The following is an 11,623-nucleotide window of genomic DNA, read 5'->3' on the forward strand; positions in this document are numbered from 1 at the left end:
GGATGTCCTTTAATGTAAACCTGCTTGTCACGGGTCACCGGCAGTTCGCCTGCCCTGGCCCTGGTCCGTGCATACCCCTTCTCTGTTTTTCTTCTTATGTCCAGCTTCTTTTGGTGGCACGGATTGCCCGTGCCGGTGAGCTGGCTTTATGGCCGGTTGGCGGCTTTTATGTGTTGGTCGTAACGCTTCTTACGTCTATGAAATTGATTATTGCGCTATTGGTGCCGGAAGTCAAAAGATATGTCGTAATATGGTTAATACTCTTTCGTAACTTATTGATTAATAAGATTAAATTTGAGAAATTTTGTGTATTTTTCGTGGGTTTCCGGGCATTTTTTCGCGCTGCTTTATGCCACAGTATCACGCCTGTCAGCGCTGTGCTGATCGTGCCTCAAACAGATAAATTTTGCCGCAACTTGGCCGCCGCTGTCGCACTCTCGCAGCATGCGCTAAGATGCGATGATCCAGCCAACTGTCACAGGAAAAAAGAATAATGTTGAACGAACAATTGCGCACGGTGGTGCAGCAGATGCCCAAAGCCGAACTGCACATCCACATCGAAGGCTCGTTGGAGCCGGAACTGATCTTCGCGCTGGCCCAGCGCAACCAGGTCAAGCTGGCCTACGCTTCGGTGGAAGAGTTGCGCGCGGCGTACGCGTTCACCGACCTGCAATCCTTCCTCGACATCTACTACGCCGGCGCCAGCGTGCTGTTGCAGGAGCAGGACTTCTACGACATGACCGCCGCCTACCTCAAGCGCGCCGAGCAAGACCATGTGCGCCACACCGAGATCTTCTTCGATCCGCAGACGCACACCGCGCGCGGCGTGCCGATCAAGACCGTGATCGACGGCATCCACCGCGCCTGCCAGGACAGCCCGGTCAGCGCCACGCTGATCCTCAGCTTCCTGCGCCACCTGTCGGAAGAAGACGCCTTCGCCACGCTGGAACAGGCGCTGCCTTACCGCGACAAATTCATGGGCATCGGACTCGATTCGTCGGAGGTCGGCAATCCGCCGGAGAAGTTCGCGCGCGTGTTCGCCAAATGCCGCGAGCTGGGCTTCCACCTGGTCGCGCATGCGGGCGAGGAAGGCCCGCCGGCGTATATCGAAACCGCGCTCGATGTGCTGAAGGTCGAGCGCATCGACCACGGCGTGCGCTGCCTGGAAGACGCGGCGCTGACGCAGCGCCTGGCGCGCGAGCAGATCGCGCTGACGGTGTGTCCGCTGTCGAACGTCAAGCTGTGCGTGTTCGAGCGCATGGAGCAGCACAATCTGCTGGAGCTGCTGGACGCCGGCATCGTCGCCACCGTCAACTCGGACGATCCGGCCTACTTCGGCGGCTACATGAACGCCAACTTCGTCGCCACCTTCGAGGCTTTGCCACTGGGCCTGTCGCACGCGCAGCGGCTGGCGCGCAACAGCTTCTCGGCGGCCTTCCTGCCGGCGGCGCAGAAGCAGAAGTTCCTCGATGAAGTCGACGCGTATTTCGCCGCACTCTAGAAAATCCCCATGCTCAAACTCGCCTTGAAGATGACGGCGCGCGACTGGCGCGCCGGCCAGTTGCGCTTTCTGCTGATCGCGCTGACGGTGGCGGTGGCCGCCTTGTCCGCCACCGGTTTCTTCATCGACCGCTTGCGCAGCGGGCTCGATCGCGACGCCCACCAGCTGCTGGGCGCCGACGTCGTCGTCAGCGCCGACCTGCCGGTCAACCCGGCCTGGCGCGCGGAGGCCGCCAAGCGCGGCCTGCTGATGACCGACACCGTCAGCTTCCCCAGCATGGCGCAGGCGGGCGAGGGCGAGCAATCGACGTCGTTGCTGGCGTCGTTGAAGGCGGTCGGCCCCGGCTATCCGCTGCGCGGCCAGCTGAAGATCACCACCCATCCGGAACAGGCCGAGCAAAGCTACGGCACGGCCGCCAACAGCGTGCCCGCGCCCGGCACCGTGTGGATCGACGCCGGCCTGCTGGGCAGCCTGAAGACTGCCATCGGCGGCCAGATCAAGCTGGGCGACCAGAGTTTCACGGTGGCGCAGCTGATCGCCTCCGAGCCTGACCGCGGCGCCAACTTCCTGGCCTTCGCGCCGCGCGTGATGTTCGCGCTGGGCGACGTCGAGGCCACCAATCTGATCCAGCCCGGCTCGCGCGTGTCCTACCGCCTGCTGCTGGCGGCGCCGGCGTCGCTGGCCAACGGCGCGGCGGTCGCCAGCGCCTACGAACAATGGCTGCAGGCGCAGATCAAGCAAAACAATATCAAGGGCGTGCGGGTCGAGTCGCTGGAAAACGGCCGGCCCGAAATGCGCGCCACGCTGGACCGCGCCGACCGTTTCCTGTCGCTGGTCGGCCTGCTGTCGGCGATGCTGGCGGCGGTGGCCGTGGCGATGGCGGCGCGCCGCTTCATGCAGCGCCACCTGGACGCCTGCGCCATGCTGCGCTGCCTGGGCCTGACGCAGAACGAAGTCACGCTGATGTACCTGATCGAATTCCTGATGGTCGGCCTGGCCGGTAGCCTGATGGGCGTGGCGGTCGGCTTCGGCGGCCATTACGTGCTGCTGGAGGTGCTGGGCAAGCTGGTCTCGGCCAGCCTGCCGGCGCCGACCATTTCCCCGGCGCTGCAAGGCGTGGCCACCGGCATGCTGCTGCTGGCTGCCTTCGCGCTGCCGCCGATACTGCAGCTGCGCAAAGTGCCGCACAACCGCGTGATCCGCCGCGAGCAGGAGCCGCCGCAGGTGAGCGCGCTGGCCACCTACGGCCTGGGCCTGGCCGGCTTTGTCGCGCTGCTGCTGTGGCAGGCGGGCGACGCGCAGCTGGCCTTGTACACGGCGCTCGGCTTCCTCGGCGCCTTCGCGCTGTTTGGCCTGGTGGGCTGGGGCGCGCTGGCCGCGCTCAAGCCGCTGCGGCGCGCGATCGACCATCAAAGCTGGCGCTTCGCCATCACCTCCTTGCAGCGGCGGCCCGGCGCGACGGTGGTGCAGATCGTCTCGCTGGCGCTGGGCATGATGGCGCTGCTGGTGTTGACCGTGGTGCGCGGCGACCTGATGACGGCCTGGCGCAACGCCACGCCGCCGGACGCGCCGAACCGCTTCATCATCAACATCCAGCCGGAGCAGGCGGCCGACATCGGCCGGCGCCTGCAGGCGGCGGGCGTGCGCTACGCGCCGCAGTATCCGATGATACGCGGCCGCCTGACCGCGGTGAACGGCAAGCCGGTCACCGCCGAGACCTACACCGACGACCGCGCCAAGGGCCTGGCCGACCGCGAATTCAACCTGTCGACCATGGCGCGCATGCAGGCCGAGAACAAGATCAGCGCCGGCCGGTGGTTCGCAAACCAGCCGGGCGCGCCGGAAGCCTCGGTGGAAGAGGGCATCGCCAAGACGCTCAAATGGAAGCTGGGCGACAAGCTGCGCTTCGATATCGCCGGCACGCCGGTGGACGCCACCATCACCAGCCTGCGCAAGCTGGAATGGGGCTCGATGCGGGTCAACTTCTTCGTCATCATCAACCCGGCGGCGATGGCCGAAGTGTCGCAGAGCTGGATCACCGCCTTCCACCTGCCGCCAGGGCAGGGCGCGTTGATGAACGCGCTGACGCGCGACTATCCCAACCTGACCATCGTCGACGTCGGCGGCCTGCTGCGTCAGGTGCAGTCGGTGCTGGACCAGGTGGTGACGGCGGTGGAGTTCCTGTTCGTGTTCACGCTGGCCTCCGGCGTGCTGGTGCTGTACGCGGCGCTGATGGGATCGCAGGACGAGCGCACCCGCGAAGCCGGCCTGCTGCGCGCGCTCGGCGCGACCCGCAAGCAGCTGTCGCAGGCGCAGCTGATCGAGTTCTCGCTGGTGGGCGCCTTGTCCGGCGTGCTGGCGGCGACCGGCGCGGCGGGCATGGGCTGGGCGCTGGCCACCTACCAGTTCAAGTTCGCCTGGAGTTTCAGCCCGGTGGTGTGGCTGGTCGGCCTGGTGGCGGGCGCGCTGTGCGCCATCGCCGGCGGCTGGCTTGGCCTGCGCAACGTGCTGCGCCAACCGCCACTGCAAACGCTGCGCGAAGCCTAGCGGCCGCTTCAAACCGCCCGCAGCTTCGTTGCAGCGCCTCGCTGCGGGCGGTTTGAAACAGCCGCACTAGGCGGCGACGCTTTCCTGCGCCGCCCGCTCCTTGAGGAAGTCGGCGTAGGAATGCGGCTTCTGGTCGAAATAGTGCGGCGGCAGGTCGAACAGCGCCCAGTAATAAGTCTCGCGGCCCTGGCACACGCGCGGCGCCGCGCAGTAGCGGTGCCAGTTGTCGCCGACCCGGCGCGAGTACATGCCGTCGCCGTCCGGATCGGAGAAGAACGGCAGCACCCGCCGCTCCAGCAGCGCGTCCATCAACGACGGCGGCGCGTCGCTGTCGCGCGCGATCTCGTACTGCGCATACATGCCCTGCTCGGTTTCTATCATCATCAGGCTGGCCTTGCCGTGCTTGTCGAGGAACAGGATGCCGGTCGGATTCGGGAAGATGTAGTGCTCCACAAAACCCATGCTGGCGCTCAGTTCCTGCACCAGCCGCGCCAGCGCCGGATCGCCCAGGAAGTTGTAGTTGTGCAGCAGCACCAGCTCGCGCAGCGTTTCCGACTGGGTGTCGAAGTAGTCGCGTTGCAGCGCCGCGATTTCCAGCTCCAGGATGTCGAGCGCGTGGTCGTCGCTCTTCTTGATGTAGCGGTCGATCAGGCCGCGGTTGAAGGCGCTGACGGCGATCTTCTCGTCGGCCGTGCCGGTGAACAGGATCTTCTTGCAGGGCAGGTGCGCCACCGCTTCGCAGAACTCCAGCCCATTCATCTGCGGCATCGAATAATCGACCACCAGCACCGACGGCGTGGCGAAGCGATGGCGCTGCTCGCCGATGCGGTAGATGCGTTCCAGGTCCAGCGCCACGTTGCACTGGTCGGCCGGCAGGTTGTGGGTGTCGAAGTTGACGTGCAGCGGCACGCAGCCCGACTGCGGCTCCTTGCGCAGCCATTGCAGCGCGGTGGTGGTGTCGTGGAAGGTCTGGCTGGCCAGCCTGGGGTCGAGCTGGAACGACAGGCTGCGCAGGAAGGAATCGCTGTCGTCGACCAGTACGGTCAGTGTGGGATGGGAATAGACTGGCAAATGCATGGGGTCACCTCTGGATGGGCTGCTGCTGGGGGAATTCAAGGATAAAGATGGCGTAGGCGCCCTCGCGCGACACGCACCGGATGCTGGCGTTCCAGGCCTGCATGATCTCCTCGCACAAGGCCAGGCCGATGCCGGCGCCGTTGTGCGGCGGATGGGAATAAAAGCGGCGGAAGATCAGCGGCATCTGCTGCGCCGGGATGCCGCAGGCGGTGTCGATGAACAGCAGGCGCGGCGGCCGGTGCGCGCCGTCGACCACGATGCGCACCCGGCCCTTGCCGGCGCGCTGCACCGCCTTGAGCGCGTTGCGCAGCAGGTTCAGCAGGATCACCACCGACAACTCGGTCTGGCCGGCGAAGCTGAAGTCGCGCCGCATTTCCAGCGTCACCAGTTTTTGCTGGGTGGCGTTGGCGAAGGGGTAGCGCCTGAGCACCGCCTCCACCACGCCCTCCATCGCCACCTGTTCCACCGGCCGCAGGTTCTGCCGCACCGCCGTGGCGCTGAGCAGGAACAGGTCGATCATGTGGTTCATATGGCGCACCTCGAACTGGATGCGCGCCAGCGCGTCGACGGCGCTCAGGCGGTCTTCCTTGGAGCGGTTGCCGGTGTCGGTGTACATGCGCAGCAGGCCGCGCACGTTGGCGTCGACGCTGGTGAGCGGCGTGCGCAGCTCGTGCGCCACGGTGGCCAGGCCGGCGCCCAGGCCGGCCAGTTTTTCCTGGGCCAGCACGTGGCGGCTGATCTTGGCGGCCGACAGCGCGGCGATGGTGAACAGGTGGATCGGCAGTTGCAGCAGCACCGGCCGGCTCAGCAGGGCCGCGCCTTCGCCCAGCGCGGCGGCGGCCAGGCAGGCCGCGGTGGTGCCGGCCAGGTAGGCCTTGACGGCCAGGCTGGTGTCGAAGTGGAACAACACCACCAGACCGATCAGCAGCGACTCGCTCCACACGCCCGAACCGTGGTTCATCAGGAACATGAAGGTGAAGAAGAACGGGAAGATGTAGCTGAGCGTGATCAGCAGGTATACATGCAGCATGCGGCGGCTGAACTGGCGGGCGAACAGGCCCAGCGCGCACAGCAGGATGCCAAGCAGGCGCAGCGGCAGACTTTCGTATTCTTGCGGAAAGAAGTTCTGCCAGATCACGTAGTACAGCGGCATGCCCACCGTGCCTATGCTGGCCAGCAATAGCACGCGCACCGTCGCATGGTCCTCGCGGCCATGGTAGAGCAACAGCGACTGGACTTTGCCGTGCTGCCAGTGTTTCCAACGTTCTTGCAGTGGTGGCGTCATAGGCAAATTGACTTTTATCAAGGTGCCATGATCGCCTTAAATTGCAACGCGCTCACGCATATCAATTCATTAATTGATCGGCATCAATCACCTCTTGTTTTTTTGGCCTCAAGGTTGGCATCGGATTCATAAAAAAACAACCATTCCGATACAACGAAAGGAGTCAAAAAATGTCCAACGCGATTGCTCTGGATCATGCCCAGCCCCGGATTCATGGCTTGCCGGCCGAACAGCACATGCCCGATTTTGTCACCCGGCGCATGGATGAACACTACGTCACCCGCATCGAGCTACTGTTGGGCGGCGAGCATCCGCACGCCTGGCAACCGACGCCGGCCGGCGCGGTGTTTCTGGCCGGTAATGACTATCTGTGCCTGGCCGGCGAGCCGTCGCTGATGCAGGCGCAGATGGCGGCGCTGGCGCACAGCCAGGGCGAGCTGCTGATGTCGGCCGTGTACTTGCAGGAGGGCAGCGCGCAGCACCGGCTGGAGCGCAAGTTCGCCCGCTTCATGGGGGCGCAGGACGGCATCCTGGCGCAGTCCGGCTGGGCCGCCAACGTCGGCCTGGTGCAGACGCTGGCGGCGCCCGGCATTCCGGTCTACCTCGACATGCAGGCCCACGCCTCGCTGTGGGAAGGGGTGCAGTCGGCCGGCGCGCTGCCGGTGCCCTTCCTGCACAACGACCTGGAGCATCTGCAAAAGCAGCTGGCGCGCCACGGACGCGGCCTGATCGTGGTCGATGCCTTGTACAGCACCAACGGCAGCGTGGCGCCGTTGCGCCAGCTGGTGGAGATCGCCGAGCGTGGCGGCTGCCTGCTGATCGTCGACGAGTCGCATTCGCTGGGCACGCACGGCCCGCGCGGCGCCGGGCTGGTGGCGGCGCTGGGCTTGAGCGAGCGGGTGCATTTCCGCACGGCGTCGCTGGCCAAGGCGTTTGCCGGGCGCGCCGGCTTCATCACCTGTTCCAGCAAGTTCAAGGGTTACTTCCTGTCGGAGTCGCGTCCGGCCATCTTCAGCTCCTGCCTGCTGGGGCATGAGCTGGCGTGGTTCGACGCCGCCATCGATTTTGTCGCCGCCGCCGACGACCGCCGCGCCGCGTTGCGCGCGCATGCGGTCGAGGTGCGCGAGGAGTTGAGCGCGCTGGGTTACAACGTCAGCGACGGCAGCGAGCAGATCATCGCGCTCGAGCCCGGCCCGGAGCCGAAGACGCTGGCGCTGCGCAAGCTGCTGGAGCGGCACGGCGTCTACGGCGCCATGTTTTGCGCGCCGGCCACGCCGAAGAACCGCTCGCTGGTGCGGCTGACGCTGAACTCGGGCCTGGACCGGACGCAGTTGTCGCGCATCATCCAGGCCTGCGACGACATCCGCGACCAGGCCGACCTGGAGAACTGGTCCTCGACCCGGCGCATGCGCCGGCTGGCGTTGGTGTGAGCCCCGCGCTTCGCCGCCCGGTACGCTATCATGGAGCTTATGACTGAATCCCAAACTCTCTACGAAGTGATCGGCGGCGAAGTGCGCGTGCGCGACATGGTCGACCGTTTTTATGACCTGATGGAACTGGAGCCGGAGTTTGCGCTGCTGCGCGCCGCCCATCCGCCCACGCTGGACAACGCGCGCGAGCGCCTGTTCATGTTCCTGAGCGGCTGGATGGGCGGGCCGGACCTGTACATCGAAGCGCACGGCCATCCGCGCCTGCGCATGCGGCACATGCCGTTCGCCATCGGCACCCAGGAGCGCGACCAGTGGCTGCGCGCGATGGCGTGGGCGATGGAGGATGTCGGCATCGCCGAGGCGCTGCGCTTGCGGTTGATGGAGTCCTTCTATCAAACCGCCGACTGGATGCGCAACAAGCCGGATTGAACCCATGAACCAGATCGAATTCTATGTGCTGCTGGCCGCGCTGGTGGTGGTGCTGGCCTTGCAGGCGCTGGCGCTGCTGCGCGCGCGCGGCCCGGCCGGCGGCGACGGCCTGGCCGAACGCATCGAGCGCGTCGAGCGCGAAGTGCGGATGCAGTTGCAGACCACGGCGCAAGCCACGCACGCGGCCAGCGTGCAGCAGTTCGAGGCCTTGCGTCGCCAGCTGGAGGCGCAAGGGCTGGTCGGCCGCGACGAGCAGGGCCGCAGCCTGAAGCAGTTCGCCGACAGCATGAATCAAACGCTGGCGCGGCTGACCGAATCGAACGCCGCGCGCATGCAGGAAGTGCGCGCCACGCTGGAGGCCAAGATCAAGGATCTGCAAGCGGACAACGGCGCCCGGCTGGAAGAGATGCGCAAGACCGTCGACGAAAAACTGCACGCGACGCTGGAGGCGCGCCTGAGCGCCTCGTTCCAGCAGGTGTCCGAGCGGCTGGAGCGGGTGCACCAGGGGTTGGGCGAGATGCAGCAGCTGGCGCTGGGCGTGGGCGACCTGAAACGGGTGCTGACCAATGTGAAGACGCGCGGCACCTGGGGCGAGGTGCAGCTGGAGATGCTGCTGGAGCAGGTGCTGACGCCGGAGCAGTATGCCAAGAACGTCGAGACCATCGCCGGCAGCGGCGCGCGGGTGGAGTTCGCGCTCAAGCTGCCGGGCCAGGTCGAGGGCGGGGCGCCGGTGTGGATGCCGATCGACGCCAAGTTCCCCAAGGAGCAGTACGAGCGCCTGCTGGACGCCGCCGACCGCGCCGACGCGGAAGGCGTGGCGCTGGCCGGCCGCGAGCTGGAACGCGCGGTGCGCGGCGAGGCCAAGACCATCTCGGAGAAGTACGTGTCGCCGCCGCACACCACCGATTTCGCCATCCTGTTCCTGCCGACCGAAGGCCTGTACGCGGAAGTGATGCGGCGTCCCGGCCTGGCCGACGAGCTGCAACGCCTGCACCGCATCAGCATCGCCGGGCCGTCGACCTTGTCGGCGCTGCTCAACAGTTTGCAGATGGGCTTCCGCACGCTGGCGCTGGAGCAGCGCTCGTCGGAAGTGTGGCAGGTGCTGGGCGCGGTGAAGACGGAGTTCGGCAAGTTCGGCGACGTGCTGTCGGCCACCAAGCTGGCGCTGGAGCGGGCCGCCAAGAATATCGAATCGGCCGAGACCCGCAGCCGCCAGATGGCGCGCAAGCTGAAGTCGGTGGAGGCGCTGCCGAGCGAAGCGGCGCAGCTGTTGCTGGGGCCTGAAATCGACAAGAATGATCTCGACTTAGAATAGAACGGAGACCGCCATGCCCGCTCGCACGCCCGATTTTTCCACGGTCGGCGCCACCGCCGTCCAGCGCAACAAGATCGTCAGCGCGGCCGACGCGGTCGGCCTGATACGCGACGGCGACACCATCGCCACCGGCGGCTTTGTCGGCGTCGGCTTCGCGGAGAATATCGCGGTGGCGCTGGAGCGGCGCTTCCTGTCGGCCGACAGCGGCGGCCATCCGCGCGACCTGACCCTGCTCTACGCGGCGGGGCAGGGCGACGGCAAGGAGCGCGGCCTGAATCACTTCGGCCACGAGGGCCTGCTCAAGCGCGTGATCGGCGGCCACTGGAGCCTGGTGCCCAAGCTGCAGCAGCTGGCCATGAGCGGCAAGATCGAAGCCTACAACCTGCCGCAAGGCGTGATCAGCCAGCTGTTCCGCGACACCGCCGCCGGCAAGCCCGGCTTGATCACGCACGTCGGCCTCGGCACCTTTGTCGATCCGCGCCACGGCGGCGGCAAGATCAACGCCCGCACCACCGAGGAGCTGGTCGAGCTGCTGACGCTGGGCGGCAAGGAATACCTGTTCTACAAATCGCAGCCGGTGCACGTGGGGATCATCCGCGGCACCACGGCGGACGCGCTGGGCAATATCACCATGGAGCGCGAGGCGCTGACCTTGGAGGCGCTGGCGATCGCGATGGCCGCGCACAATTCGGGCGGCATCGTCATCGTGCAGGTCGAGCGCATCGCCGAGCGCGGCACGCTCAATCCGCGCCAGGTCAAGATCCCCGGCATCCTGGTCGATTGCGTGGTGGTGGCGGAGAAGCCCGAATACCATATGCAGACTTTCGCCGAGCCGTACAACCCGGCCTACTCGGGCGAGCTGCGCGTGCCCTTGTCGGCGGTGGCGCCGATGGCCATGTCGGAGCGGAAGATCATCGCCCGCCGCGCGCTGATGGAGCTGCGGCCGAACCACGTCGTCAACCTCGGCATCGGCATGCCGGAAGGCGTGGCGGCGGTGGCGGCGGAAGAGAAGCTGCTGGATCTGGTGACGCTGACGGCGGAGCCGGGCGTGATCGGCGGCATGCCGGCCGGCGGCTTGAACTTCGGCGCCGCCACCAACGCCGACGCGGTCATCGACCAGCCCTACCAGTTCGACTTCTACGACGGCGGCGGGCTGGATGTGGCGGTGCTCGGGCTGGCGCAGGCCGACCGCCACGGCAATCTGAACGTCAGCAAATTCGGCAGCAAGCTGGCCGGCGCCGGCGGCTTCATCAACATCAGCCAGAACGCGCGCAAGGTGGTGTTTGTCGGCACCTTCACGGCCGACAAGGGCGCGACCCGCAAGTTCATCAACGAGGTCGAGCACCGCACCTACAGCGGCGAGTATGCGGCGCGGCGCGGACAGGAAGCCTTGTTCATCACCGAGCGCTGCGTGATGCGGCTGGTGCTGGACGGCGGCATGTCCGGGCTGGAGCTGATCGAGATCGCGCCCGGCCTGGACCTCGAGCGCGACATCCTGGCGCACATGGATTTCAAGCCGGCGATCAGCGCGCAGCTGAAGCTGATGGACGCGCGCATCTTCGCGCCGCTGGCAATGAACTGGCGCGCCGACTTCCTGGCGCTGCCGCTGGAGCAGCGGCTGGTGTACGACGCGCAGCAGCAGCTTTTCTTCGTCAACTTCGAAGGCTTCGAAATCAGCGACGCCGAGACCATCGCCACCATCTGCGCGATGGTGGCGGAACGGCTGGCGCCGCTGGGCCGCAAGGTGCCGGCGGTGATCAACTACGACAACTTCTCGATCGCGCCGGATTTGATGGACCAATACGTGGCGGCGGTGGACCAGCTGGCGGAGCGCTACTACAGCAAGGTCACGCGCTATGCGCACAGCACCTTCATGCGCGCCAGCCTGGGGCGCGCCTTCCGCCGCATCGAGAAGGACGCGGCGCTGTTCGCCAACTCGGCCGAGGCGCTGCTGCGTTTGCAGGAACCTTGATTACGTACTTGTGCTTGTTTATGCGTATTTGTTTACACTTTGTGCTTGAGTGTGTAGACTTTTGCGC

9 protein-coding genes are annotated in these 11,623 nt (G+C 66.1%); 7 read left to right on the forward strand and 2 right to left on the reverse strand.

The features are described 5' to 3' along the window. The first annotated feature begins 2 nt into the window (after window positions 1-2). The 3 genes from AC1RMD_RS21395 to AC1RMD_RS21405 are packed head-to-tail and all read left to right on the forward strand — an operon-like array spanning window position 3 to window position 4,048. Window positions 3-494 (forward strand): hypothetical protein, encoded by a 492-nt coding sequence (locus AC1RMD_RS21395; RefSeq protein WP_492929159.1) that lies wholly within the window; start codon window positions 3-5, stop codon window positions 492-494. Then, window positions 494-1,501, forward strand: a complete 1,008-nt coding sequence (locus tag AC1RMD_RS21400) for an adenosine deaminase (protein ID WP_492929161.1) — start codon at window positions 494-496, stop codon at window positions 1,499-1,501. The genes AC1RMD_RS21395 and AC1RMD_RS21400 overlap by 1 nt, the downstream gene beginning before the upstream one ends. 9 nt (window positions 1,502-1,510) lie before the next feature. Beyond that, window positions 1,511-4,048: an ABC transporter permease gene (locus AC1RMD_RS21405; RefSeq protein ID WP_492929163.1), complete on the forward strand. Its 2,538-nt coding sequence runs from the start codon at window positions 1,511-1,513 to the stop codon at window positions 4,046-4,048. A gap of 66 nt (window positions 4,049-4,114) precedes the next feature. Here AC1RMD_RS21405 and AC1RMD_RS21410 read toward each other — a convergent pair whose 3' ends face one another. Both AC1RMD_RS21410 and AC1RMD_RS21415 read right to left on the reverse strand, forming a co-directional pair. Then, entirely contained in the window at window positions 4,115-5,125 is a 1,011-nt protein-coding gene (locus tag AC1RMD_RS21410; RefSeq protein ID WP_492929165.1) for a response regulator, read from the reverse strand. Window positions 5,126-5,129: 4 nt separating this feature from the next. Then, window positions 5,130-6,410: a sensor histidine kinase gene (locus AC1RMD_RS21415; protein ID WP_492929167.1), complete on the reverse strand. Its 1,281-nt coding sequence runs from the start codon at window positions 6,408-6,410 to the stop codon at window positions 5,130-5,132. A 170-nt stretch (window positions 6,411-6,580) separates the two neighbouring features. Between AC1RMD_RS21415 and cqsA the strand changes: the two genes are divergently transcribed. Genes cqsA through AC1RMD_RS21435 form a run of 4 tightly spaced genes read left to right on the forward strand, consistent with a single transcriptional unit; the run spans window position 6,581 to window position 11,556 of the window. Continuing rightward, window positions 6,581-7,840 carry an alpha-hydroxyketone-type quorum-sensing autoinducer synthase gene (gene cqsA / locus AC1RMD_RS21420; protein ID WP_492929169.1) on the forward strand — a complete coding sequence of 420 codons (1,260 nt, stop codon included), beginning with the start codon at window positions 6,581-6,583 and terminating at the stop codon, window positions 7,838-7,840. Between the two features lie 30 nt (window positions 7,841-7,870). Next, the gene (locus tag AC1RMD_RS21425; RefSeq protein ID WP_492929172.1) at window positions 7,871-8,269 is read left to right on the forward strand and encodes a group II truncated hemoglobin; all 399 of its coding nucleotides are present in this window, start codon (window positions 7,871-7,873) and stop codon (window positions 8,267-8,269) included. 4 nt (window positions 8,270-8,273) lie between these two features. Beyond that, a complete protein-coding gene (locus AC1RMD_RS21430) occupies window positions 8,274-9,584 on the forward strand; it encodes a DNA recombination protein RmuC (RefSeq protein ID WP_492929174.1) in 1,311 nt (436 codons plus the stop codon). 13 nt (window positions 9,585-9,597) lie between these two features. Next, window positions 9,598-11,556 carry an acyl CoA:acetate/3-ketoacid CoA transferase gene (locus AC1RMD_RS21435; RefSeq protein WP_492929176.1) on the forward strand — a complete coding sequence of 653 codons (1,959 nt, stop codon included), beginning with the start codon at window positions 9,598-9,600 and terminating at the stop codon, window positions 11,554-11,556. Window positions 11,557-11,623: the final 67 nt, after the last annotated feature.

The sequence above is a fragment of the Duganella sp. GW822-FHT06D06 genome (assembly GCF_058799615.1).

Coding starts and splice junctions, on each gene's coding strand:
- cqsA (WP_492929169.1), top strand. CDS start 6,581: ATGTCCAACGCGATTGCTCTGGATCATGCCCAGCCCCGGATTCATGGC.
- AC1RMD_RS21395 (WP_492929159.1), top strand. CDS start 3: ATGTCCTTTAATGTAAACCTGCTTGTCACGGGTCACCGGCAGTTCGCC.
- AC1RMD_RS21425 (WP_492929172.1), top strand. CDS start 7,871: ATGGAGCTTATGACTGAATCCCAAACTCTCTACGAAGTGATCGGCGGC.
- AC1RMD_RS21400 (WP_492929161.1), top strand. CDS start 494: ATGTTGAACGAACAATTGCGCACGGTGGTGCAGCAGATGCCCAAAGCC.
- AC1RMD_RS21415 (WP_492929167.1), bottom strand. CDS start 6,410: ATGACGCCACCACTGCAAGAACGTTGGAAACACTGGCAGCACGGCAAA.
- AC1RMD_RS21435 (WP_492929176.1), top strand. CDS start 9,598: ATGCCCGCTCGCACGCCCGATTTTTCCACGGTCGGCGCCACCGCCGTC.
- AC1RMD_RS21405 (WP_492929163.1), top strand. CDS start 1,511: ATGCTCAAACTCGCCTTGAAGATGACGGCGCGCGACTGGCGCGCCGGC.
- AC1RMD_RS21410 (WP_492929165.1), bottom strand. CDS start 5,125: ATGCATTTGCCAGTCTATTCCCATCCCACACTGACCGTACTGGTCGAC.
- AC1RMD_RS21430 (WP_492929174.1), top strand. CDS start 8,274: ATGAACCAGATCGAATTCTATGTGCTGCTGGCCGCGCTGGTGGTGGTG.